Origin of the sequence: Rubrivivax gelatinosus IL144 (assembly GCF_000284255.1) — a bacterium.
GTDB lineage: Bacteria > Pseudomonadota > Gammaproteobacteria > Burkholderiales > Burkholderiaceae_C > Rubrivivax > Rubrivivax gelatinosus_A.
Map to the genome: position 1 here is coordinate 973161 of NC_017075.1, position 22720 is coordinate 995880.

The 22720-nt window shown below is 71.5% G+C and carries 20 protein-coding genes, 1 other RNA gene and 1 pseudogene; 20 read left to right on the top strand and 2 right to left on the bottom strand.

Going from position 1 to position 22720, the window contains the following annotated elements; all coding sequences use genetic code 11:
* Positions 1-130 precede the first annotated feature (130 nt).
* The 5 genes from RGE_RS04600 (at position 131) to RGE_RS24370 (ending at position 4652) form a co-directional block, all read left to right on the top strand.
* Entirely contained in the window at positions 131-1303 is a 1173-nt protein-coding gene (locus RGE_RS04600) for a GGDEF domain-containing protein (protein ID WP_014427149.1), read from the top strand.
* Positions 1300-2340 carry a dihydroorotase gene (pyrC, locus tag RGE_RS04605; protein WP_014427150.1) on the top strand — a complete coding sequence of 347 codons (1041 nt, stop codon included), beginning with the start codon at positions 1300-1302 and terminating at the stop codon, positions 2338-2340. Before RGE_RS04600 ends, pyrC begins: the two co-directional genes overlap by 4 nt.
* Positions 2337-3443: an NYN domain-containing protein gene (locus tag RGE_RS24435; protein ID WP_014427151.1), complete on the top strand. Its 1107-nt coding sequence runs from the start codon at positions 2337-2339 to the stop codon at positions 3441-3443. The genes pyrC and RGE_RS24435 overlap by 4 nt, the downstream gene beginning before the upstream one ends.
* Before the next feature lie 113 nt (positions 3444-3556).
* Complete coding sequence (gene htpX / locus RGE_RS04615; RefSeq protein ID WP_014427152.1) at positions 3557-4432, top strand: protease HtpX; 876 nt, start codon at positions 3557-3559, stop codon at positions 4430-4432.
* A 43-nt stretch (positions 4433-4475) separates the two neighbouring features.
* The gene (locus RGE_RS24370) at positions 4476-4652 is read left to right on the top strand and encodes a hypothetical protein (protein ID WP_014427153.1); all 177 of its coding nucleotides are present in this window, start codon (positions 4476-4478) and stop codon (positions 4650-4652) included.
* Positions 4653-4707: 55 nt separating this feature from the next.
* On the opposite strand, the gene cysK is transcribed toward RGE_RS24370, so the two are convergent.
* Positions 4708-5625, bottom strand: a complete 918-nt coding sequence (gene cysK / locus RGE_RS04620; protein ID WP_014427154.1) for a cysteine synthase A — start codon at positions 5623-5625, stop codon at positions 4708-4710.
* A gap of 28 nt (positions 5626-5653) precedes the next feature.
* Here cysK and rnpB point away from each other — a divergent pair.
* From rnpB to RGE_RS04630, 3 genes and pseudogenes are all read left to right on the top strand, one after another.
* An RNA gene (gene rnpB / locus RGE_RS23450) (RNase P RNA component class A) lies at positions 5654-5989 on the top strand.
* 99 nt (positions 5990-6088) lie between these two features.
* Positions 6089-7346: pseudogene (locus RGE_RS04625) on the top strand (multidrug effflux MFS transporter).
* Positions 7343-8371, top strand: a complete 1029-nt coding sequence (locus RGE_RS04630; protein ID WP_081528201.1) for a carbonic anhydrase — start codon at positions 7343-7345, stop codon at positions 8369-8371. Before RGE_RS04625 ends, RGE_RS04630 begins: the two are co-directional and overlap by 4 nt.
* Here RGE_RS04630 and RGE_RS04635 read toward each other — a convergent pair.
* Positions 8355-8693, bottom strand: a complete 339-nt coding sequence (locus tag RGE_RS04635; RefSeq protein WP_014427157.1) for a hypothetical protein — start codon at positions 8691-8693, stop codon at positions 8355-8357. The two genes, RGE_RS04630 and RGE_RS04635, sit on opposite strands and share 17 nt — an antisense overlap.
* A gap of 361 nt (positions 8694-9054) precedes the next feature.
* Here RGE_RS04635 and mraZ point away from each other — a divergent pair, with 361 nt between their 5' ends.
* From mraZ to RGE_RS04695, 12 genes are read left to right on the top strand one after another with little or no spacing between them, the layout of a single operon-like run.
* Positions 9055-9498 carry a division/cell wall cluster transcriptional repressor MraZ gene (mraZ, locus tag RGE_RS04640; RefSeq protein WP_014427158.1) on the top strand — a complete coding sequence of 148 codons (444 nt, stop codon included), beginning with the start codon at positions 9055-9057 and terminating at the stop codon, positions 9496-9498.
* Complete coding sequence (gene rsmH, locus RGE_RS04645; RefSeq protein WP_043783802.1) at positions 9495-10436, top strand: 16S rRNA (cytosine(1402)-N(4))-methyltransferase RsmH; 942 nt, start codon at positions 9495-9497, stop codon at positions 10434-10436. The genes mraZ and rsmH overlap by 4 nt, the downstream gene beginning before the upstream one ends.
* Positions 10436-10726 (top strand): cell division protein FtsL, encoded by a 291-nt coding sequence (gene ftsL, locus RGE_RS04650; protein WP_014427160.1) that lies wholly within the window; start codon positions 10436-10438, stop codon positions 10724-10726. Before rsmH ends, ftsL begins: the two co-directional genes overlap by 1 nt.
* The gene (locus RGE_RS04655; protein WP_014427161.1) at positions 10723-12486 is read left to right on the top strand and encodes a peptidoglycan D,D-transpeptidase FtsI family protein; all 1764 of its coding nucleotides are present in this window, start codon (positions 10723-10725) and stop codon (positions 12484-12486) included. Before ftsL ends, RGE_RS04655 begins: the two co-directional genes overlap by 4 nt.
* 43 nt (positions 12487-12529) lie before the next feature.
* Positions 12530-14005, top strand: coding sequence for a UDP-N-acetylmuramoyl-L-alanyl-D-glutamate--2,6-diaminopimelate ligase (locus RGE_RS04660; RefSeq protein ID WP_014427162.1), 1476 nt, complete (start codon positions 12530-12532; stop codon positions 14003-14005).
* Positions 14002-15348, top strand: a complete 1347-nt coding sequence (locus RGE_RS04665) for a UDP-N-acetylmuramoyl-tripeptide--D-alanyl-D-alanine ligase (protein ID WP_014427163.1) — start codon at positions 14002-14004, stop codon at positions 15346-15348. The genes RGE_RS04660 and RGE_RS04665 overlap by 4 nt, the downstream gene beginning before the upstream one ends.
* Positions 15348-16529: a phospho-N-acetylmuramoyl-pentapeptide-transferase gene (gene mraY, locus RGE_RS04670; RefSeq protein ID WP_014427164.1), complete on the top strand. Its 1182-nt coding sequence runs from the start codon at positions 15348-15350 to the stop codon at positions 16527-16529. Before RGE_RS04665 ends, mraY begins: the two co-directional genes overlap by 1 nt.
* 5 nt (positions 16530-16534) lie before the next feature.
* A complete protein-coding gene (murD, locus tag RGE_RS04675) occupies positions 16535-18037 on the top strand; it encodes a UDP-N-acetylmuramoyl-L-alanine--D-glutamate ligase (protein WP_014427165.1) in 1503 nt (500 codons plus the stop codon).
* Positions 18034-19272 carry a putative lipid II flippase FtsW gene (gene ftsW, locus RGE_RS04680; protein ID WP_014427166.1) on the top strand — a complete coding sequence of 413 codons (1239 nt, stop codon included), beginning with the start codon at positions 18034-18036 and terminating at the stop codon, positions 19270-19272. Before murD ends, ftsW begins: the two co-directional genes overlap by 4 nt.
* Entirely contained in the window at positions 19269-20348 is a 1080-nt protein-coding gene (gene murG, locus RGE_RS04685; RefSeq protein ID WP_014427167.1) for an undecaprenyldiphospho-muramoylpentapeptide beta-N-acetylglucosaminyltransferase, read from the top strand. Before ftsW ends, murG begins: the two co-directional genes overlap by 4 nt.
* Positions 20345-21769, top strand: a complete 1425-nt coding sequence (murC, locus tag RGE_RS04690) for a UDP-N-acetylmuramate--L-alanine ligase (protein WP_014427168.1) — start codon at positions 20345-20347, stop codon at positions 21767-21769. The genes murG and murC overlap by 4 nt, the downstream gene beginning before the upstream one ends.
* On the top strand, positions 21766-22716 hold the full coding sequence (locus RGE_RS04695; protein ID WP_014427169.1) for a D-alanine--D-alanine ligase: 951 nt from the start codon (positions 21766-21768) through the stop codon (positions 22714-22716). The genes murC and RGE_RS04695 overlap by 4 nt, the downstream gene beginning before the upstream one ends.
* The last annotated feature ends 4 nt before the right edge of the window (positions 22717-22720 follow it).

Below are 22720 nucleotides of genomic sequence, written 5' to 3' on the forward strand. Positions count from 1 at the left end.
TCTTTCACCGCGGCTTGCGCCCGGCGAAGGTGTTTCTGATGTTTTTGGAGATGCTGTCGGCTTGAACCATCCCCTCGACGGCTGATGCCGTTCAGGGAGCCCTGGCCCGCGGGTGTGCGGGCACGCCGCGATGACCCTGCACGAGCCGACCCTCTTCGTCCTGCTGCTGATCGGCTACGCCATGCTCGGCCTGCAGCTCGTGACAGCCAGCCGGCGGCTGTTCGGCGGTGACGCGCTGCGCCGCTGGGGCTGGGGCAATGCCCTGATGCTGGCCGGCTACCTGTTCCTGCTGGCCGACCTGGTGACGCCGTGGTCCTTGTGGGTCGTCGCCAGCAACACCCTGATCGTGCTCGGCGAGTTCGTCTTCGTCGCCGCGCTGCAGCGTTTCGTCGACGAGCGCCCGGCGCCCCGGCTGCTGACGCTGGGCGGCGTCGTCTGCGCGCTGTCGCTGACGCCGCTGATGCTGCTGCCGACGCCGACGCGCATGGCCCTCATGTCCTTGATCGCCGCGGCTCCGCTGGCCTGGGCCGGATGGGTGGTCTGGCGCCGGCGCAGGCGCATCGAACGCTCCTTGTGGCCGGTCGGCGCCATCCTCGCGCTGGCGGCGGCGACGCTGCTCGTGCGCTGCGTGCACGCCGTGATCGAGCCCGCGGCCTACGCCGACCTGACGCAGCACAACCCGGTGCAGACCCTGGTCGCGCTGGCGGCCTACGTCGCGCTGCTCGGCGCCGGCTTCGGCTTCGTGCTCGCCTGCACCGAACGCGCGACCCGTTCGTTCGAACGCCAGGCCTCGCACGACCACCTGACCGGCGCGCTGAACCGCCAGGCCGGCGGGCCGCTGCTCGAGCAGGCCCTGCTGCGCGCGCGCCGCGACCGCAGCAGCCTCGCCTTCGTGCTGATCGACCTGGACCGTTTCAAGCAGGTCAACGACGAACACGGCCACGTCTTCGGCGACGAGGTGCTGCGGCGCTTCGCGCAGATGGTGCGCCAGCGGCTGCGGGCCTCGGACCTGTTCGTGCGCCTGGGCGGCGAGGAGTTCGCGCTCGTGCTGCCCGGCAGCGACGCCGCCGGCGCGCTGGGCGTCGTCGATCAGCTGCGCGCCGACAGCCGCGCGCTGGACCTGCGCACCGAGGCCGGCCGGTGCTGCATGCTGAGCTTCTCGGCCGGCATCGCGCTCAGTGCCGCCGGCCGGCGCGGCGCCGAGGCGCTGTACCGCGCCGCCGACGACGCGCTGTACCGCGCCAAACGCGCCGGCCGCGACCAGGCGGTGCTCGCCGGGGGCGATGAGACAATTCCCGCATGAGCCCTGCGCCGACCACGCTGACGATCACCCGCCCCGACGACTGGCATCTGCACCTGCGCGACGGCGCGGCGTTGGCCGCGGTGTTGCCGTACACGGCCCGCGAGTTCGCGCGGGCGATCGTCATGCCCAATCTGCGCCCGCCGGTGACCACTGCGGCCCAGGCCACGGCCTACCGCGAACGCATCCTCGCGGCGCGGCCCGAAGGCTCGGACTTCGAGCCGCTGATGACGCTGTACCTGACCGACAACACGCCGCCCGACGAGATCACGAAGGCCCAGGCGGCCGGCGTCGTCGCGCTCAAGCTCTACCCGGCCGGGGCGACGACCAACAGCGACGCCGGCGTCACCGACATCCGCCGCACCTACCCGACGCTGGAGGCGATGCAGCGTGCCGGCCTGCCGCTGCTGGTGCACGGCGAGGTCACCGACCCCGAGGTCGACGTCTTCGACCGCGAGGCGGTCTTCATCGACCGCGTGATGCGCCCGCTGCGCGCCGACTTTCCCGAACTGAAGGTCGTCTTCGAGCACATCACGACGAAGGAGGCGGCCGAGTACGTGGCCGGCGCCGACGAGTTCACCGCCGCGACGATCACCGCCCACCACCTGCTGTACGACCGCAATGCGCTGTTCGTCGGCGGCCTGCGCCCGCACTACTACTGCCTGCCGGTGTTGAAGCGCGCCGTGCACCGCCACGCGCTGCTGGCCGCCGCCGCCTCGGGCAGCCGCAAGTTCTTCCTCGGCACCGACAGCGCGCCGCACGCCGCGGCGCTGAAGGAGCAGTCGGTCTGCGGCGCAGGCTGCTTCACCGCGCCGGCGGCGCTGGCGCTGTACGCCGAGGCCTTCGAGCTGGCCGGCGCGCTGGACAAGCTCGAAGCCTTCGCCGCCTTCAACGGCCCCGATTTCTACGGCCTGCCGCGCAACACCGGCACCGTGACGCTGCGCCGCGAGCCCTTCACGCTGCCCGAGGCCCTGCCTTTCGGCGACGCGACGATCAAGCCGCTGCGCGCCGGCGAAACCCTGCCCTGGAGCCTGCAATGAGCGCTGGCGTGATGCTGCTGATCGACGCCGACAACGTCTCCGTCGACGTGATGGAACAGGCCGTCGAGCTGATGATCGAGCGCCACGGCGCGCTGCACGTGCGCCGCGCCTACTGCACCGCCGAGAGCGCGCTCAAGCACCAGACGACCTTCAAGCGCCTGGGCATCAAGCCGATGGTCAACCTGGCCGCCGGCAAGAACTCCACCGACATCGCGATGGCCGTCGACGCGATCGACCTCGTGCTTGCGCTGCGGCCCGAAGTCGTCGCCATCGCCTCGTCGGACTCCGACTTCGCGCCGCTGGTGCAGCGCCTGCGCGAGAAGGGCTGCCGGGTCGTCGGCATCGGCCAGGACGGCAAGACCGGCGACGAGACGATCTCCGTCTACGACGAGTTCACCGTGCTCGCCCACCGCCGCGGCGGCGTCGCCAAGGCGCCGGCGCGTGGCCGCGGCACGCGCACCAGCACCCGGCGCGAACCGCCGACGCCGCCGCCGCGCCGGGCGCCGGCTCCGGTGGCGCCGGTCGTCGCTGCGGCGCCCGTCGTGGCGCCCCAGCCGGTCGCCGAACCGGAGCCGGTCGATGTGCCGGTGGTGGAGGCCGCGCCCGCGGTCGAGCCGCCCGCGCCCGAACGTGCCCCGCGTCGCCGCCGTGGCCGCCGTGATGCCGAGCTGCCGGCCGAGGTGCCCGTCGCCGCCGAGGCGCCGATGCCCGAACCCGAGCCCGAAGTGCCCACGCCCGCTGCGGTCCCCGAGCCGGCGCCCGAAGCGCCCGCCGCCGAAGCCCCGGCGCCGCGCCGTGCTCCGCGCCGTCGCAAGACCGCCGAGCCGGTAGCCGAGGCCGCCCCGGCCCCGGAGCCGGCACGCCCGGCGCCCGCGCCGGCCGCCGCCTACCCCGACGAGATCCGCCAGATCCTGGCCGCACTGCCCGAACTGCTGCGCGGCGACGCGATCGAGCTGCGCCTGGCCGCCGAACGCCTGCGCGACGCCGATCTGCTCGGCCCGCGCGCCTCGTCGACGCGCTTCTTCGCGCCGCACGCCGACCGCTTCGAGCTGCTGCCGGCCGGCCAGCCGAACAAGGTCCGGCTGCGCCCGATCGAAGGCTGATCGGTCTGGCCATGCCCCCGGTCCGTCGAGGGCAAGGCTTGAACTGCGGGTGCGAGCCCTAACATGCCGCCCTGTTTAGGCAACCCCCGCGCTGGCAGAAAGGCGCAACCCAAATGAAACGAGTGCTGCTGTTCGTCCTGACCAACCTGGCGGTCATGCTGGTGCTGGGCATCACGGCCAGCCTGCTGGGCGTCAACCGTTTTCTCACGGCCAACGGCCTGAACCTGGGCTCGCTGCTCGCGTTCGCGGCCATCTTCGGTTTCGGCGGCGCGATCATCTCGCTGCTGATCAGCAAGCCGATGGCCAAGATGAGCACCGGCGCCCAGGTCATCAACGGCTCGAACGACCCGACGCACCGCTGGATCGTCGGCACCGTCGAGCGCTTCGCGCAGAAGGCCGGCATCGGCATGCCCGAGGTCGCGCTCTACGAGGGCGAGCCCAACGCCTTCGCCACCGGCGCGTTCAAGAACTCGGCGCTGGTCGCGGTGTCCACCGGACTGCTGCAGAACATGACGCGCGAGGAGGTCGAGGCCGTCATCGGCCACGAGGTCGCGCACGTCGCCAACGGCGACATGGTGACGATGACGCTGATCCAGGGCGTGATGAACACCTTCGTCGTGTTCCTGTCGCGCGTCATCGGCTACTTCGTCGACAAGGTGATCCTGAAGAACGACCGCGACGGCGTCGGCATCGGCTACTACGTCACGACCATCGTGCTCGACATCGCGCTGGGCCTGGTGGCCGCGATCATCGTCGCCTGGTTCTCGCGCTACCGCGAGTTCCGCGCCGACGCCGGTGCCGCGCAGCTGATGGGCCGCAAGCAGCCGATGATCAACGCCCTGGCGCGCCTGGGCGGCGTCGAGCCGGGCCAGCTGCCGCAGCAGGTGCAGGCGATGGGCATCGCCGGCAAGCCCAGCGGCTTCATGGCGCTGTTCTCCAGCCACCCGCCGATCGAGGAGCGTATCCGCGCGCTGCAGCAGGCGCAGTGACGCGCCTTGCCCGGCCGCGGCGCCGCGCCGCATACTGCCGGCCATGAAGATGCGCTGGTGGTTGCTCGGCTGCGTCGCGGCGGCTGCTGCGGGCGTGCTCGCCGCCCACTGGTGGGCGCCCCGGGTGGTGCTGGTGCCGGCCTCGGCCCAGCCCGACGACGCGGCGCCGTTGCCCGTGCCGCCGATCCAGGCGGCCACCGCGCCGGCCCCCGAGGTCTAGAAACGACGAAGCCCCCCGCACGCGGGGGCTTCGTCATTCATGCGGGGCAGGGCGCTCAGGCCGGCAGGAAACCGTCGATCGACAGGTAGCGCTCGCCGGTGTCGTAGTTGAAGCCCAGCACACGCGCGCCGGCCGGCAGCTCGGGCAGCTTCTGCGCGATCGCGGCCAGCGTCGCGCCGCTGGAGATGCCCACGAGCAGGCCTTCCTCTCGCGCGCTGCGGCGCGCCATCTCGCGTGCGGCCTCGGCCTCGACCAGGATCACGCCGTCGAGCAGCTCGGTCTTCAGGTTCTTCGGGACGAAGCCGGCGCCGATGCCCTGGATCGGGTGCGGCGAGGGCTGGCCGCCGCTGATCACCGGGCTGGCGGTCGGCTCGACGGCGAAGACCTTCCGCTTCGGCCAACGGGTCTTCAGCACCTGGGCGCAGCCGCTCAGGTGGCCGCCGGTGCCGACGCCGGTGATCAGCGCGTCCAGGCCTTCGGGGAAGTCGCGCGCGATCTCCTCGGCCGTGGTGCGCACGTGCACGTCGATGTTGGCCGGGTTCTCGAACTGCTGCGGCATCCAGGCGCCGGGGATCTCGGCGACGAGCTCCTGCGCGCGTGCGATCGAGCCCTTCATGCCCTTTTCGCGCGGCGTCAGCTCGAACGTCGCGCCGTAGGCCAGCATCAGGCGGCGGCGCTCGACGCTCATGCTGTCGGGCATCACCAGGATCAGCTTGTAGCCCTTGACCGCGGCGACCATCGCCAGGCCGATGCCGGTGTTGCCCGAGGTCGGCTCGACGATCGTGCCGCCGGCTTTCAGTGCACCGGAGCGCTCGGCGTCCTCGACCATCGCCAGCGCGATGCGGTCCTTGACCGAGCCGCCGGGGTTGGCGCGCTCGCACTTGACCCACACCTCGTGCGAGCCGCCGAACAGGCGGTTGATGCGGACGTGGGGCGTGTTGCCGATGGTGGCCAGAACGTTGTCGGCTCTCATTCTTGCTCTCCGGGGATAATGTCGCGGTGAAGCGGACCAGACCGCCGCCGGTGCATCAGCGGAAACGCCGCACGGGAGGAAGGTCCGGACTGCACAAGGCAGCGTAGCAGCTAACGGCTGTCCACCGCGAGGTGAGGATTAGAGCAACAGAGACGAGTCCGGGCGGATGCAAGTCCGCCTGGGGTGAAACGGGCAATCTCTACGCGCAGCAACACCGAATAGGCCGGCGATGATGTCGCCTGCGGAGCCGGCGGGTAGGTGGCACCGAGCCGTGGAGCGATCCACGGCCAAGAGGAATGGCGGTCACGCCGCGCCCTGAAAGGGGTGCGGTGCACAGAATCCGGCCTATCGGTTCGCTTCACACTTTTTCTGCGCCCGGCGCGTCGTCGCCGGGTGCCGGGCTTGCCCCTGGGCGGGCACGCTGACGACGCCGCCGATAGACTCGCCGGCTTTTCGCCCCCTGATGAACCCCGACGCGCCCCTGCTCTGGCGCGGCCCGCGCTGGGCGCTGGCCGTGCTGCTCGCCTGCCTGGGCATGCTCGGGCCGTTCTCGATCGACACCTACCTGCCGGCCTTCGCCGGCATCGCGCGGGCGCTGGACGCGACGCCGCTGCAGATGCAGCAGACGCTGTCGAGCTACCTGCTCGGCTTCGCGGTGATGAACCTGTTCCACGGCGCGCTGGCCGACAGCTTCGGCCGCCGCCCGGTGGTGCTGGCCGGGCTGGGCCTGTTCACGCTGGCTTCGCTGGGCTGCGCGCTGTCGCCGTCGATCGGCTGGCTGGTGTTCTTCCGCGCCGTGCAGGGCATGTCCGCCGGCGCCGGCGTCGTCGTCTCGCGCGCCATCATCCGCGACATGTTCCCGCCGGCCGACGCGCAGCGCGTGATGTCGCAGGTGACGATCTACTTCGGCGTCGCGCCGGCCATCGCGCCGATGATCGGCGGCTTCCTCTTCGTGCATGCCGACTGGCACTCGATCTTCTGGCTGCTGGTGCTGATCGGCGCGGCGCTGTGGCTGGCCAACTGGCGCTGGCTGCCCGAGACGCTGCACGCCGACGCGCGCCAGTCCTTCCACCCGACGCCGCTGCTGCGCGGCTACTGGGACATGATGCGCAGCGCGCGTTTCATGGCGCTGGTCTTCGCCAGCGGCGTGCCGTTCAACGGCATGTTCCTCTACGTGCTGTCGGCGCCGGTCTTCGTCGGCGAGCACCTGGGGCTGCCGCCGCAGCAGTTCTTCTGGTTCTTCCTGTTCACCATCGGCGGCATCATGGGCGGCGCCTGGGCCTCCGGGCGCGCCGCCGGCAAGCTGAAGCCCCACCGCCAGATCCGCTACGGCTTCACGATCATGGCCGTGGTCTCGTTGCTCAACGTCGGCCTGAACCTCGCTTTCAAGGCCCAGGCCTGGTGGGCGATGCCGCTGATCGGCATCTTCTCGTTCGGCTGGGCGCTGATGGTCCCGGTGGTCACGCTGATGGTGCTGGACCTGGTGCCCGAGCGGCGCGGCATGGCGTCGTCGGTGCAGGCCTTCGTCGGCAGCGCGGCCAACGCGGTGGTGGCCGGGGTCGTCGCGCCGCTGGTGATGCACTCGACGGCGACGCTGGCGCTGGCCTCGTTCGGCCTGATGAGCGTCGGCATCCTGGCCTGGGTCTGGGTGCGCCCGCGCCTGGCCTGACTCAAGCACCACCCCGCGGCGGCCGATATCCGGGGCGGAGACCCCGCGATGAACCGTTCCCGATCTGCTGCCGGCCGCGACGCCGGCCTCCTGCCGCGCTGTGCCTGGGCGACGCTGCCGCTCGCGGCGGCGCTGCTGTTCGCGCCGCGTGTGCACGCCGCGGGCGAGCACGGTGCGCCGGCGGCCAAGGCGGCCGCGCCGGCTGCTGCTGCGGCGGCGTCCGAGCCGCAGGATCCGCTGGACCGCGTGCGCGAGCGCCTGGCCGAGAAGCTGGGTGCGATGAAGGCGCCCGACACGCCGGGCAACGTGATGCGCGTCACGGCGCGCCCCGCCGGCGAGGCGCCTGTCGCGCGCAAGCCCGCGGCGCGGCCGCGCCCGGAGACCAGGCCAGAGCCGCCGCACGACATCCACTGGGCCTACGCCGGCGAAGGCGGCCCGGCGCGCTGGGGCGCGATCAAGCCCGAGTTCGGGCTGTGCGCCACCGGCCAGCGCCAGAGCCCGATCGACATCCGCGGCGGCATCGCGGTCGACCTGGAGCCGGTGCAGTTCGACTACCGGCCGGTCGGCTTCGCGGTGCTGGACAACGGCCACACGGTGCAGGTCAACGTCGGCCCCGGCAACTTCATCGCCGTCGGCGGGCGCCGCTACGAGCTGGTGCAGTTCCACTTCCATCGTCCGTCCGAGGAGCGCATCGACGGCCGCCAGACCGACATGGTCGCGCACCTCGTGCACAAGGACCCGGAAGGCCGGCTGGCCGTCGTCGCCGTGCTGCTGCAGCGCGGCGCCGAGCAGCCGGTGATCCAGTCGGTCTGGAACAACCTGCCGCTGGAGAAGAACGAGGAGGCGCGGGCGCCGGGCGCGCTGGAGATCGACCGCCTGCTGCCCGTCGACCGCGGCTACTACACCTACATGGGCTCGCTGACGACGCCGCCCTGCACCGAAGGCGTGCTGTGGATCGTGATGCGCCAGCCGGTCGCGCTGTCGCAGGAGCAGATCGACATCTTCGCGCGGCTGTACCCGATGAACGCGCGGCCGGTGCAGTCGGCCGCGGGGCGGCTGATCAAGCAGTCCCGCTGAGGTCGCCGCCACTGCGGCGGCGCAGCACCAGCAGCGCCGGCCACAGCCACAGGCTGGTGAACCAGAGCGCGACGCGCCCGGCCGACACCGGCCGCGTCTCGTGGCGCGCGACCTTCATGAACAGCACCACTGCGCCGGCCACGACGTAGGCCAGCAGCGCGGCGTAGGCGCCGGCGCGCCAGGCGTAGTCGTCGCCGATCGCGTCGCCGATCCAGCGCCCGGCCAATGCCGCGGCCGGCACCGACAGCAGCAGGGCCAGCAGCAGCCCGACCAGCGCATGGCGCAGCCGGTACAGCGGATCGTGGTCGTAGGGCGAGCTCATCGGGCGGCGAGTATGCCCGGGCCGGCGCCGGCCCCGGGCCCAGCCAGGGCTCTTCGCGGCGGCGGCCGCCCCACTGCGTCCCCGCGTGACCCACCGTCACGGCCGGTCGCGGTGTGAAATCGTGGGGGGATCCACGATTCCCCACGCCTTTTCCGCCCGCGGCTGTCAAGGGCCTCGTCGCTCACAAACCACTTTCAGTGCGCGGCCCAAGTCCTTCATTTGCAAGCACTTTCCGGTTGCAAAAGTGCTTGCGAGAGCGCCGGTAAGTCCTTGATTCCACTGAATTTTTACGTTTCCGCGCCATTGACCCGGGCTTGGTGGCTCAGGTAGAGTGCAGAAAAGTAGATTTCTGTGGGGTTTCGTGCCTTCATTTGCCTTCCGTGGTGGTCCGGTGCTCACGCTGGACGCGAAGGGGCGGATTACCGTCCCGGCGCGTTGGCGTGACGTGCTGATGTCCACCGTCCAGGGGCAGATGGTCGTCGCGAAGAACTCCGCCGGCTGCCTGACGCTGTACCCGCGTCCCGTCTGGGACGCGTTCGAAGCCGAACTCGTCCGCCTGCCGATGAAGTACGAAGGGTGGCGACGCATGTACATCGGTTCGGCCACGGAAGTCGAGATCGACGCCGCCTCGCGCGTGCTGGTGCCGCCGGAACTCCGGAGCTGGGCCGGCCTGGAGCGCGAGGTCGTCTTCATGGGCGTCGGAGACAAGTTCGAATTGTGGGACAAGGCCCGCTACGAGGCTGCCGAGGCGCTGACGATCGCCGGTGGCATGCCCGAAGAGCTGCAGAACCAGGTCGCAGGATGACCGCCGTGACGCAGACGGGTCGCCCCCACACGACCGTCTTGCTCCCTGAGGCCGTCCAGGCCCTCGTGACGCAGGAAGACGGCCTCTACGTCGACGGCACTTTCGGCCGCGGCGGCCATACGCGTGCGCTGCTGGCGGCGCTGTCGCCGCGCGCGCGCGTCGTCGCCTTCGACCGCGACCCCGAGGCCATCGCCGCCGCGGCGGCGATCGACGACGGCCGCTTCTCGATCTGCCACGCCAGCTTCGGCGCGATGCGCGAGGAACTCGCCGCACGCGGCGTCGAGCGCGTGCAGGGCGTGCTGCTCGACCTGGGCGTCAGCTCGCCGCAGATCGACACGCCCGAACGCGGGTTCAGCTTCCGCTTCGACGCGCCGCTGGACATGCGCATGGACACGACCCGCGGCGAGACCGCCGCGGACTTCCTGGCCCGCGCCGACGAGCGCCACATCGCACAGGTGATCCGCGACTATGGGGAAGAACGGTTTGCTCTACAGATTGCAAAGGCGGTTGTTGCTCGCCGGCAGGGCGGGGATCCACTTCGAACCACCGGGGAGCTTTCCGCGCTCGTGGCTCGTGCAGTCAAGACCCGCGAGCCGGGCCAGGACCCTGCAACGCGCACATTTCAGGCTCTTCGGATTTTCGTCAACGCCGAGCTTGAGGCGCTCGAACAGGGACTGAGCGCCGCGCTGCAACTGCTCGCGCCGGGCGGGCGGCTGGTCGTCATCAGCTTCCATTCGCTCGAGGACCGCATCGTCAAGAACTTCATCACGCGCGAGAGCCGTGAGGAGTTCGACCGCCGCGCGCCGATGGCGCCGCCGCAGGCGCTCAAGCTCAAGGCCATCGCCCGCGTCAAGCCCGGCGACGAGGAGCTGCGTGCCAACCCGCGCGCCCGCTCGGCGGTGATGCGCGTGGCCGAACGCACCGAGGTGCCGGCGTGATGAAGCTGCTCAACGCCGTGCTGCTGGTGCTGCTGCTGGGCAGCGCCTTCTTCCTCGTGCGCAACGCCTACGAGAGCCGGCGCCTGTTCGCGGCGCTGGACCGCGCCAAGAACGAGCAGGTCCAGCTCGAGGCCGACTACAAGCGCCTGGACGCCGAGCGCCAGGCGCAGGCGACCAACCTGCGCGTCGAGCGCGTCGCGCGCGAGAAGCTGGCGATGCGCCCGGCCTCGCCGGCGGTGACGCAGTACGTCGCCGACGGCGCCGCCGCGGCCTCCGGAGGCGCCCGATGAGCAGTCGGCGCAAGTCCGGCGGCGCCAGCGTGCGCAGCGTGAACTACGCCACCAGCCCGCTGCTGGCGAGCAAGACGCCGCCCTGGCGCTCGCGTTTCGTCGTCGCGATGGTCGCCGCCTCGTTCGCGCTGCTGCTCGGCCGCGCCGTCTGGGTGCAGGTCGTCGGCAACGATTTCTATCAGAAGCAGGGCGAGAAGCGCTACGCGCACACGCTGTCGCTGCAGGCCAGCCGCGGCCGCGTGCTCGACCGCAACGGCCTGGTGCTGGCGTCGAGCGTGCCGTCGCCGTCGATCTGGGCGATCCCCAAGGACCTGCAGGCCGACGCCGGCGAGCGCCGGGCGCTGGCGCGCGTGCTGGGCATCACGCCGACCGAGCTCGACACGCGGCTGTCGGGCAACCCGAACTTCGTCTGGCTGCGCCGCCAGGCCGACGACGCCACCTGGGACGCCGTCAAGGCGATGGGCCTGAAGGGCGTCTACCAGGTGCGCGAGTACAAGCGCAGCTACCCCGAGGGCGAATCGGCGGCGCACGTCGTCGGCTTCACCAACGTCGAGGAGCACGGCCAGGAAGGCATCGAGCTGCGTTTCGACAAGGAGCTGCAGGGCCGCGACGGCCTGCGCGCCGTGGTGCGCGACCGCCTGGGCCGCGTCGTCGAGGACATCGGCGACCAGACCGCCGCGCTCGACGGCCGCGACGTCACGCTGGCGATCGATTCCAAGGTCCAGTTCTTCGCCTACCAGCGCATCCGCGACATGGTCACGCAGCAGGCCGCCAAGGCCGGCAGCGTCGTCGTGCTGGACGCCCAGACCGGCGAGGTGCTGGCGCTGGCCAACTATCCCAGCTACGACCCCGGGCAGCGCCGCAACCTGAGCGGCGCACAGCTGCGCAACCGCGCGCTGACCGACACCTTCGAGCCCGGCTCGACGATGAAGCCCTTCGTCGCCTGCCTGGCGATGGAGACCGGCCGCGTGACGCCGTCGACGGTCATCGACACCGCGCCCGGCAGCATCACGATCACCGGCTCGACGATCCGCGACTCGCACCCGCACGGCGCGCTGACCGTCGCCCAGGTGATCCAGAAGTCGAGCAACGTCGGCACCGTCAAGATGGCGATGCAGATGCAGCCGCGCGAGATGTGGGAGGTGTTCTCCGGCATCGGCATCGGCCAGCGGCCGCAGATCGACTTCCCCGGCGCCGTCTCCGGCCGGCTGCGCCCGTACAAGACCTGGCGCCCGATCGAGCAGGCGACGATGAGCTACGGCTACGGCCTGTCCGCGAGCCTGCTGCAGATCGCGCGCGCCTACACGGTGTTCGCCCGTGACGGCGACATCGCGCCTGTCTCCATCCTGCGCCAGGACGGCCCGGTCGCCGGCGTGCCGATCTTCAAGCCCGAGACCGCGCAGACGATGCGCGCGATGCTGAGCCTGGTGACCCAGCCCGGCGGCACGGCCCCGAAGGCCGCCGCGATCGGCTACTCCACGGGCGGCAAGTCCGGGACTGCGCGCAAGCAGGAAGGCAAGGGCTACAGCAACAAATATCGCGCCTGGTTCGTCGGCATCGCGCCGATCTCCGCGCCGCGCATCGTCGTGGCGGTCATGGTCGACGAACCGGGAAAGGGCGTGTTCTACGGCGGCGACATCGCCGGGCCGGTATTCAGCCAGGTCGTGCAGAACACGCTGCGCATGATGGGCGTGCCGCCGGACATCCCGGTCCAGGCGCAGATCGTCGCTCCGGTCGCCGCCGAGCCAGAAAGCTTCTGATGCAGATTCCGTCCCAGCCCTTCGTCGTCACCGGGGAGGCCGCATGCCGCTGACGCGCCTGAAGTCCCCCGAGGCCGCCGCCCGCTGGCTCTCGTCCTGGGTGACCGGCACGCTGCGCACCGACAGCCGTCTGGTGCAGCCCGGCGACGCCTTCATCGCCTGGCCCGGCTACGCCAACGACGGCCGCCGCTTCGTCCAGCAGGCGCTGGACGCCGGCGCCTCGACCTGCCTGGTCGAGCTCGACGGCGTCGAGGCCTTCGGTTTCGAGGATGCGCGTGTGGCCACGCTGCCCGAGCTGAAGGCCGTCACCGGCGACATCGCTCACGCCTATTTCGAGCACCCCAGCCAGCGGCTGAAGGTCGTCGCCACGACCGGCACCAACGGCAAGACCTCGACCGCCTGGTGGACCGCCCAGGCGCTGACCCGCCTGGGCCAGCGCTGCGGCGTGATGGGCACGCTGGGCGTCGGCGAGCCCGGCGCGGTGCGCGCCACGGGCCTGACGACGCCCGACCCGGTGACGCTGCACGCCGCCTTCCGCGGCTTCGTCGACCAGGGTTTCGCCGCCTGCGCGCTGGAAGCCTCGTCGATCGGCATCGTCGAGCACCGCCTGGACGCCGCCAAGATCGACGTCGCGTTGTTCACCAACTTCACCCGCGACCACCTGGACTATCACGGCTCGATGGCCGCGTACTGGGAGGCCAAGCGCCGCCTGTTCGCCTGGCCGGGGCTGAAGGCCGCGGTGGTCAACGTCGACGACGAACAAGGCGCGCTGCTGGCTGCCGAGCCGCTGGCGCTGGACGTCTGGACCTATGCCGTCGGCGGCGACGCGCGCCTGGTGGCGCGCGAGGTGCGCTACGTCGACGGCGGCCTGGCCTTCACGCTGCACGAAGGCGACGCCGCCGTCGAGGTGCGCAGCACGCTGATCGGCGAGTACAACGTGCACAACCTGCTGGCCGTCATCGGCGGCCTGCGTGCGCTGGGCGTGGCGCTGGCCGATGCCGCGGGCGTCGTGCCGGCGCTGACGCCGGTGCCCGGGCGCATGCAGCGCGTGCCCGGCGAGGACGTCGAGGTCGTCGTCGACTACGCGCATACGCCCGACGCGCTGGAGAAGGTGCTGCAGGCGCTGCGCCCGCTGGCCGCCGCACGCGGCGGCAAGCTGTGGTGCGTGTTCGGCTGCGGCGGCAATCGCGACGCCACCAAGCGGCCGCTGATGGGCGCCATCGCCGCACGCCTGGCCGACCGTGTCGTCGCCACCAGCGACAACCCGCGCGACGAGGCGCCGTGCTTCATCCTGTCGCAGATCCTGGCCGGCGTCGCCGGCCACGACGAGGTCGACGTCATCGAAGACCGCCACGAGGCGATCGCCTTCGCGGTGGCCAAGGCCGCGCCGGGCGACGTCGTGCTGCTGGCCGGCAAGGGCCACGAGGATTACCAGGAGATCAAGGGCGTTCGGCGCCCGTTCTCCGACGAGACCGAGGCGCGCGCCGCGCTGGCGCGCCGCACGGAGGCCCGAGCATGAGGTTGACGCTGGCCCAGGCGCTCCCGTTCGTGCCCGGCGCGACGCTGGTCGGCGACGGCGCGACGAAGTTCTCGCGCGTGCACAGCGACACGCGCACGCTGCGCGCCGGCGACCTGTTCGTCGCGCTGCGCGGCGAACGTTTCGACGGCCACGATTTCCTCGCGTCCGCGCGCGAGGCCGGCGCCGTCGCGGCGATCGCCGAACACGGCCTGTCCGACTCGATGCCCGGCCTGCTGGTGCCCGATGCGCTGCGCGCGCTGCAGCAGCTGGCCGCCGGCTGGCGCGCGCGTTTCCTGCTGCCGCTGGTGGCCGTCACCGGCAGCAACGGCAAGACGACCGTCACGCAGATGGTCGCCGCGATCCTGCGCGCCGCGCACGGCGACGCCGCGTTCGCCACGCGCGGCAACCTCAACAACCACATCGGCGTGCCGCTGACGCTGCTCGGGCTGCTGCCCTCGCACACCGCCGGCGTCGTCGAGCTGGGCATGAACCACCCGGGCGAGATCGCCGAGCTGGCGGCCATCGCCCGGCCGACGATCGCGCTGGTCAACAACGCCCAGCGCGAGCACCAGGAGTTCATGGCCACGGTCGAGGCCGTCGCGCGCGAGAACGGCCAGGCGATCGCGATGCTGCCGCCCGACGGCGTCGCCGTCTTCCCGGCCGACGACGAGTACACGCCGCTGTGGCGCCAGCTCGCCGGCGCGCGCCGCACGATCAGCTTCGCGCTCGACGGTGCTGCCGACCTGACGGCACGTGCCGAATGGCAGGGTGAGCGCTGGCAGGTCGAGATGGCGACGCCGGCCGGCGCGCTGACGACGACGCTGGCCGTCGCCGGCCTGCACAACGTGAAGAACGCGCTCGCCGCCGCCGCCTGCGCGCTGGCCGCGGGCGTCAAGCCGGCGGCGATCGCGGCCGGCCTGGCGGCTTTCCAGCCGGTGGCCGGGCGCTCGCAGGCCGCGCGTGTGGCCACGGCGCAGGGCGAGATCACGCTCGTCGACGACAGCTACAACGCCAACCCCGACTCGGTGCTCGCCGCCGTCGCGGTGCTGGCGGCGCTGCCCGGCCCGCGCTGGCTGGTGCTGGGCGACATGGGCGAGGTCGGCGAACGCGGCCCCGAGTTCCACGCCGAAGTCGGTGCCGCGGCGCGGGCCGCGGGCATCGAGACGGTGTGGACCGCCGGCACGCTGTCGCGCCACGTCGGCGCGCAGCGCCATTTCAACGATGCCGCGGCGATGGTCGCCGCGCTCGCCGACGCGCCCCAGGCGGCGTCGGTGCTGGTCAAGGGTTCCCGGTTCATGCGGATGGAGCAGGTGGTGCGCGTTCTGAAGGAAGGGGTGCGCTGATGCTGCTCACGCTCAGCCAGTGGCTGCTGACGCTGTTCCCCGAGCAACTCGGTTTCCTGCGCGTCTTCCAGTACCTCACCTTCCGCGCGGTGCTCGCGGCGATGACGGCGCTGCTGATCGGCCTGGCGCTGGGCCCCTGGGTCATCCGTCGGCTGACCGAGATGAAGATCGGCCAGCCGATCCGCGAGTACGGCGTGCAGACCCACCTGGGCAAACGCGGCACGCCGACGATGGGCGGCGTGCTGGTGCTGCTGGGCATCGCGGTGTCGACGCTGCTGTGGTTCGACTGGAGCAACCGCTTCGTCTGGGTCGTGATGATCGTGACCTTCGGCTTCGGCGCCGTCGGCTGGGTCGACGACTACCGCAAGGTAGTGCGCAAGGACCCGGAAGGCATGCGCTCGCGAGAGAAGTTCTTCTGGCAGACGCTGATCGGCCTGTTCGCCGCGATCTACCTCGCGTTCAGCGTCTCGGAGACTTCCAACCTGCGGGTCGTCGAGCTGTTCCTGCGCTGGGTGACGAGCGGCTTCTCCAACGACCTGCCGCCCAAGGCCGACCTGATCGTGCCGTTCTTCAAGACCGTCAGCTACCCGCTGGGCGTGTTCGGCTTCATGGCGCTGACCTGGTTCGTCATCGTCGGCGCCAGCAACGCCGTCAACTTCACCGACGGCCTGGACGGGCTGGCGATCATGCCGGTGGTGCTGGTGGGTTCGGCGCTGGGCGTGTTCGCCTACGTCACCGGCAACTCGGTGTTCTCGCGCTACCTGCTGCTGCCCTACATCCCGGGCGCCGGCGAGCTGCTGGTGTTCTGCGCCGCGCTGGCCGGCGCGGGCCTGGCCTTCCTCTGGTTCAACGCCAACCCGGCGCAGGTCTTCATGGGCGACGTCGGCGCGCTGGCGCTGGGCGGAGCGCTGGGCACCATCGCCGTCATCACGCGCCAGGAGATCGTGCTCGGGATCATGGGCGGGGTCTTCGTCGCCGAGGCGCTGTCGGTGATGACCCAGGTCGCCTGGTTCAAGTACACGAAGAAGCGCTACGGCGAAGGCCGGCGCATCTTCCTGATGGCGCCGCTGCACCACCACTACGAGAAGAAGGGCTGGACCGAGAGCCAGGTCGTGGTGCGCTTCTGGATCATCACGATGCTGCTGTGCCTGGTCGGCCTGGCCAGCCTGAAGCTGCGGTGAACACGATGAACGGTTTCGCCGAAAGAACGGTTCTGGTGCTGGGCCTCGGGGATTCGGGACTGGCGATGGCGCGCTGGGCCTGGACCCACGGCGCCGTCGTGCGCGTCTGGGACTCGCGCGAGAACCCGCCGCAGGCCGTCGGCCTGCGCGAGCACTGCCCGGGCGCCGAGCTGATCGGCGGCGAGCTCGAGGTCACCGTCTTCGAAGGCGTGGACCGCGTGCTGAAGAGCCCCGGCCTGTCGCCGCACGATGCGCGCATCGCCTCGGTGCTGGCCGCCGCGCGTGCCGACGGCGTGCCGGTGCAAGGCGAGCTCGAGGTCTTCGCCGAGGCGCTGGCGGCGCTGAAGGCCGAACGCGGCTACGCACCGCAGGTCATCGCGATCACCGGCACCAACGGCAAGACGACGACGACGACGCTGACCGGGCTGCTGGTCGAACGCGCCGGGCGCAGCGTCGTGCTGGCCGGCAACATCGGCCCGACGATGCTCGACACGCTGGCCGCGCGGCTGGACGACCTGCCCGAGGTCTGGGTGCTCGAGCTCTCCAGCTTCCAGCTCGACGGCGTCAGCGGCTTCGAGCCGGCCGCCGCCGCGGTGCTCAACGTCACCCAGGACCACCTGGACTGGCACGGCTCGATGGACGCCTATGCCGGCGCCAAGGCGCGTGTCTTCGGCCGCGACGCGGTGATGGTCATCAACCGCGACGACCCGCTGGTCGAGGCCATGGTGCCGCCGCCGCCGCCGGCCAAGGGCCGCGCCAAGCCGGTGGGCCGCAGCGTGCAGCGCTTCGGCCTGGACGCGCCGCGCCGCCCCGGCGACTGGGGTCTGGTCGTCGAGAACGGCATGGCCTGGCTGGTGCGGGCGCTGCCGGCCGACGAGACCGTCAAGCTGCGCCGCGACGAGGAACACGAGATCCATCTGCAGCGCCTGATGCCGGCCGACGCGCTGCGCATCCGCGGCCGCCACAACGCCGCCAACGCGCTGGCCGCGCTGGCGCTGGCCACCGCGATCGGCTGCCCGCTGGCGCCGATGCTGCACGGCCTGCGCGAATACTCCGGCGAGCCGCACCGCGTGCAGTGGATCGGCACCGTCGGCGAGGTCGAGGCTTTCGACGACAGCAAGGGCACGAACGTCGGCGCCACCGTCGCCGCGCTCGACGGCCTGGGCGCCGACAAGGCGCCGGCCAGGCTGGTCGTCATCCTCGGCGGCGACGGCAAGGGCCAGGACTTCGCGCCGCTGGCCGAGCCGCTGGCGCGCTGGGCGCGTGCGGTGGCCACCATCGGCCGCGACGCGCCGGCGATCGAGCCGCACGTGCGCGGCCCGGTGCTGGCGCGCCACGAGACGCTGGAGGCCGCCGTCGCCTGGTGCTTCGAGCAGGCCGAACCCGGCGACGCCGTGCTGCTGAGCCCGGCCTGCGCCAGCATGGACATGTTCCGCAACTACGCCCACCGCGCCGAGGTCTTCGCCGCCGCGGTGCAGGCGCTGGCCGCGGAGAAGGGCCAGGCATGAAGGCCATCGGCGCGATCCGCGAATGGTGGGCGTCCCGGCGCGAGAGCGTCGGCACGCTGCCGGTGCGCGACCGCGTCGTCGCCGGCGGCCGGCCCGCGGCGCTGCGCGCCTTCGACCAGACCTTCGTCGCCGTCGTCGCGACGCTGCTGCTGCTCGGTCTGGTGATGGTCTATTCGGCGTCGATCGCGCTGCCCGACAACCCGAAGTTCAGCAACTACTCGCCGGCCTACTTCCTGACGCGCCACGTGTTCTCGCTGGTGCTGGGCGCGGTCGTCGCGTTCGCCGTCGTGCAGGTGCCGGTGACCTTCTGGGAGAAGCACGCCGAGAAGATCTTCGTCGTCTCGCTGGTGCTGCTGGTGCTGGTGCTGCTGCCCTTCATCGGCAAGGTGGTCAACAACTCGCGCCGCTGGATCCCGCTGGGCGTCATGAACTTCCAGCCCTCGGAGCTGGCGAAGATCACGATCTCGATGTACGCGGCCAGCTACATGGTCCGCAAGATGGACGTGAAGGAGAACTTCTTCCGTGCCGTCTGGCCGATGGTCGTCGCGGTGTTCTTCATCGGCGTGCTGCTGCTGCGCCAGCCCGACATGGGCGCCTTCATCGTCATCGCGACGGTGGCGATGGGCATCCTGTTCCTGGGCGGCGTCAACGGCCGCATGTTCTTCCTGATCGCGGCCGCGGCGGTCACCGCCTTCGCCACGATCATCGCGTTCGACGACCTGCGCCGCGAGCGCATCCTGGCCTACCTGAACCCCTGGGACCCGGCCTACGCGCAAGGCAAGGCCTACCAGCTGACGCACTCGCTGATCGCCTTCGGCCGCGGCGAGCTCTTCGGCCAGGGCCTGGGCGCCAGCGTCGAGAAGCTGCACTACCTGCCCGAGGCGCACACCGACTTCCTGCTCGCCGTCATCGGCGAGGAGCTGGGTTTCGTCGGCGTCGCCGCGGTCATCGCGCTGTTCTTCTGGCTGACGCGGCGCATCTTCGTCATCGGCCGCCAGGCGATCGCGCTGGACCGCGTCTTCGCCGGGCTGATGGTGCAGGGCGTCGGCATCTGGATGGGCGGCCAGGCCTTCATCAACATGGGCGTGAACCTGGGCGTGCTGCCGACCAAGGGCCTGACGCTGCCGCTGATGAGCTACGGCGGCTCGGCGATCCTGATGAACCTCGTCGCTTTGGCGATCGTCGTGCGCGTCGACATCGAGAATCGGACGCTGATGCGGGGAGGGCGGGCATGAGCGGCCGCCACCTCGTCGTGATGGCCGCCGGCACCGGCGGTCACGTCATACCCGGCATCGCCGTCGCCCGCGAGATGCAGCGCCGCGGCTGGAGCGTGAGCTGGCTGGGCACGCGCAGCGGCATGGAGAACAAGCTGGTGCCGCCGACCGGCCTGCCGCTGGACACGATCGGCTTCGCCGGCCTGCGCGGCAAGGGCGCGATGGGTGCGCTGACCGGCGGCCTGCGCCTCCTGAAGGCCTTCGGCGACTGCCTGGGCATCCTGCGCCGGCGCCGCGCCGACGCCGTGCTCGGCATGGGCGGCTACGTCTGCTTCCCCGGCGGGCTGATGGCCTCGCTGCTGTCCAAGCCGCTGGTGCTGGTCAACGCCGACGCCGCGATGCTGCTGTCCAACCGCTCGCTGCTGCCGGTGGCCGACCGCGTCGCCTTCGGCTTCGACGGCGCCGCGGCGCACTCGACGAAGAACGCCGTCGTCACCGGCAACCCGGTGCGCGCCGAGATCGAGGCGCTGCCGGCGCCGGCCGAACGTTATGCCGGCCGCAGCGGCGCGCTGAAGCTGCTCGTCGTCGGCGGCAGCCTGGGCGCCAAGGTGCTCAACGAGACCGTGCCGCAGGCGCTGGCCCGGCTGGCACCGCACGAGCGTCCTCTCGTCACGCACCAGACCGGCGCCGCCCAGCTCGAGGCCGTGAAGGCCGCCTACGCCGCGGCCGGCGTCGCGGCCGAGGTGCTGCCCTTCATCGACGACATGCCGCGCCGCCTGGCCGACTGCGACCTGATGCTGTGCCGTGCCGGCGCGATCACGGTCAGCGAACTGTGCGCCGCCGGCGTTGCATCCATCCTGGTGCCGCTGATCGTCAGCACCACTTCGCACCAGCGCGACAACGCCGAGATGATGGCCGCCCGAGGTGCCGCCAAGCACCTGCCGCAATCCGAACTGAACCCCGAACGCCTCGCCGACGAGCTGCGCACGCTGGACCGCGCCGCGCTCGCCGCGATGGCCGACCGCGCCCGCGCCCTGGCCCGCCCGCAGGCCGCCGCGCGCGTTGCGGACCTCATAGAGAACCTGAGCAAGCGATGAAACACGCCGTCAAGCAGATCCACTTCGTCGGCGTCGGCGGCGCCGGCATGAGCGGCATCGCCGAGATCCTGCACAACCTGGGCTACCGCGTCACCGGCAGCGACCAGGCCGCCAGCGCGACCACCGAGCGCCTGGCCGGTCTCGGCCTGCGCATCGCGATCGGCCACGACGCCGCCAACATCGAGGGCGCCGACGCCGTCGTCATCTCGACCGCGGTGAAGGGCGACAACCCCGAGGTCATCACCGCCCGTGCGCGCCGCATCCCGGTCGTGCCGCGTGCGGTGATGCTGGCCGAACTGATGCGCCTGCGCCGCGGCATCGCCATCGCCGGCACGCACGGCAAGACGACGACGACCTCGCTGGTGGCCAGCGTGCTCGCCGAAGCCGGCCGCGACCCGACCTTCGTCATCGGCGGCAAGCTGCTGAGCGCCGGCGCCAACTCGCGCCTGGGTTCGGGCGAGTACATCGTCGTCGAGGCCGACGAGAGCGACGCCTCGTTCCTGAACCTGATGCCGATCATGGCCGTCGTCACCAACATCGACGCCGACCACATGGAGACCTACGGCCACGACCTGTCGCGGCTGCGTTCGGCTTTCGTCGACTTCATCCACCGCATGCCGTTCTACGGCGCGGCCATCGTCTGCGGCGACGACCCCGGCGTGCGCGCGATCCTGCCGATGCTGTCGCGCCCGGTGGTCAGCTACGGCCTCGGCGAGGACGTTCAGGTGCGCGCCGTCGACGTCGAGGCGCTGCCCGGCGGGCGCATGAAGTTCACCGCCCAGCGCCGCAACGGCGTGCCGCTGCCCGACCTGGCGATCACGCTGAACCTGCCCGGCGTGCACAACGTGCGCAACGCGCTGGCCGCGATCGCCGTCGCGATGGAACTGGAGCTGCCCGACGAGCCGACGGTGCGTGCGCTCGCCGGCTTCACCGGCGTCGGCCGGCGCTTCCAGCGCTGGGGCGAGCTGCCGGTGTCGGCAGCGCGTGGCGGCGGCACGTTCACGCTGATCGACGACTACGGCCACCACCCGGCCGAGATGGCGGCGGTGATCGCCGCGGCGCGCGGCGCCTTCCCGGGCCGGCGCCTGGTGCTGGCCTTCCAGCCGCACCGCTACACCCGCACGCGCGACTGCTTCGAGGACTTCGTCAAGGTCATGGGCAGCGCCGACGCGGTGCTGCTGACCGAGGTCTACGCCGCCGGCGAGGCGCCGATCGTCGCCGCCGACGGTCGCGCGCTGGCGCGTTCTCTGCGTGTGGCCGGCAAGGTCGACCCGGTGTTCGTCGACTCGATCGCCGAACTGCCGGCGGCGGTCGCCGCGTTCGCGCAGGACGGCGACGTGGTCATCGCGATGGGCGCCGGATCGATGGGCGGGGTGCCGCAGAAGGTGGTCGAGATGACGCAACAAGGAGCCGTGGCATGAATCACCTGGGCAAGGTCGCCGTCCTGATGGGCGGATCCAGCGCCGAGCGGCAGGTGTCGCTGATGTCGGGCAACGGCGTGCTCGAGGCGCTGCGCCGCGCCGGCGTCGACGCGCAACCGTTCGACCCGGCCGAACGCGAGCTGGCCGAACTCAAGCACGCCGGCTTCGAACGCGCCTTCATCGCGCTGCACGGCCGCCACGGCGAGGACGGCACGGTGCAGGGCGCGCTGGAGCTGCTGCGCATCCCCTATACCGGCTCGGGCGTGATGGCCAGCGCGATCGCGATGGACAAGGTCATGACCAAGCGCATCTGGGCCGCCGAAGGGCTGCCGACGCCGCGCTGGGCCTGGCTGTCGCCGGAGCACCAGGCGCGCGAGGACGTCGTCGCCGTGCCCGACAAGCTGGGCCTGCCGCTGATCGTCAAGCCGCCGCGCGAGGGCTCGTCGATCGGCATCACCAAGGTCGCCGGCTACTCCGAGATGCAGGACGCGGTGAAGCTGGCCTCCGAGTACGACGCCGACGTGCTCTGCGAGGAGTTCATCGACGGCATCGAGGTCACCTGCGCGGTGCTCGGCGAAGGCGCCTCGGCGCGCGCGCTGCCGGTGATCCGCATCGTCGCGCCCGGCGGCAACTACGACTTCGAGCACAAGTACTTCTCCGAGGAGACCGGCTACCACTGCCCGAGCGGCCTGCCGCCGGCCGAGGAGGCCGAGATCCAGCGCCTGACGCTGGCCGCCTACCGCCTGCTCGGCTGCCGCGGCTGGGGCCGCGCCGACTTGATGATCCGCGAGAGCGACCGCAAGCCCTTCCTGCTGGAGATGAACACCAGCCCGGGCATGACGAGCCACTCGCTGGTGCCGCTGGCCGCGCGCGTGGCCGGCATGAGCTACGAACAGCTGTGCGTGCACGTGCTCGAGTGCGCCGCGCTGGACCACCCGGGAGTCTGAGGAC

What these genes read in the sequence shown, in the direction of transcription:
- RGE_RS04600 (WP_014427149.1), top strand. Translation starts at nt 131, where the DNA reads ATGACCCTGCACGAGCCGACCCTCTTCGTCCTGCTGCTGATCGGCTAC.
- pyrC (WP_014427150.1), top strand. Translation starts at nt 1,300, where the DNA reads ATGAGCCCTGCGCCGACCACGCTGACGATCACCCGCCCCGACGACTGG.
- RGE_RS24435 (WP_014427151.1), top strand. Translation starts at nt 2,337, where the DNA reads ATGAGCGCTGGCGTGATGCTGCTGATCGACGCCGACAACGTCTCCGTC.
- htpX (WP_014427152.1), top strand. Translation starts at nt 3,557, where the DNA reads ATGAAACGAGTGCTGCTGTTCGTCCTGACCAACCTGGCGGTCATGCTG.
- RGE_RS24370 (WP_014427153.1), top strand. Translation starts at nt 4,476, where the DNA reads ATGAAGATGCGCTGGTGGTTGCTCGGCTGCGTCGCGGCGGCTGCTGCG.
- cysK (WP_014427154.1), bottom strand. Translation starts at nt 5,625, where the DNA reads ATGAGAGCCGACAACGTTCTGGCCACCATCGGCAACACGCCCCACGTC.
- RGE_RS04630 (WP_081528201.1), top strand. Translation starts at nt 7,343, where the DNA reads ATGAACCGTTCCCGATCTGCTGCCGGCCGCGACGCCGGCCTCCTGCCG.
- RGE_RS04635 (WP_014427157.1), bottom strand. Translation starts at nt 8,693, where the DNA reads ATGAGCTCGCCCTACGACCACGATCCGCTGTACCGGCTGCGCCATGCG.
- rsmH (WP_043783802.1), top strand. Translation starts at nt 9,495, where the DNA reads ATGACCGCCGTGACGCAGACGGGTCGCCCCCACACGACCGTCTTGCTC.
- ftsL (WP_014427160.1), top strand. Translation starts at nt 10,436, where the DNA reads ATGAAGCTGCTCAACGCCGTGCTGCTGGTGCTGCTGCTGGGCAGCGCC.
- RGE_RS04655 (WP_014427161.1), top strand. Translation starts at nt 10,723, where the DNA reads ATGAGCAGTCGGCGCAAGTCCGGCGGCGCCAGCGTGCGCAGCGTGAAC.
- RGE_RS04660 (WP_014427162.1), top strand. Translation starts at nt 12,530, where the DNA reads ATGCCGCTGACGCGCCTGAAGTCCCCCGAGGCCGCCGCCCGCTGGCTC.
- RGE_RS04665 (WP_014427163.1), top strand. Translation starts at nt 14,002, where the DNA reads ATGAGGTTGACGCTGGCCCAGGCGCTCCCGTTCGTGCCCGGCGCGACG.
- mraY (WP_014427164.1), top strand. Translation starts at nt 15,348, where the DNA reads ATGCTGCTCACGCTCAGCCAGTGGCTGCTGACGCTGTTCCCCGAGCAA.
- murD (WP_014427165.1), top strand. Translation starts at nt 16,535, where the DNA reads ATGAACGGTTTCGCCGAAAGAACGGTTCTGGTGCTGGGCCTCGGGGAT.
- ftsW (WP_014427166.1), top strand. Translation starts at nt 18,034, where the DNA reads ATGAAGGCCATCGGCGCGATCCGCGAATGGTGGGCGTCCCGGCGCGAG.
- murG (WP_014427167.1), top strand. Translation starts at nt 19,269, where the DNA reads ATGAGCGGCCGCCACCTCGTCGTGATGGCCGCCGGCACCGGCGGTCAC.
- murC (WP_014427168.1), top strand. Translation starts at nt 20,345, where the DNA reads ATGAAACACGCCGTCAAGCAGATCCACTTCGTCGGCGTCGGCGGCGCC.
- RGE_RS04695 (WP_014427169.1), top strand. Translation starts at nt 21,766, where the DNA reads ATGAATCACCTGGGCAAGGTCGCCGTCCTGATGGGCGGATCCAGCGCC.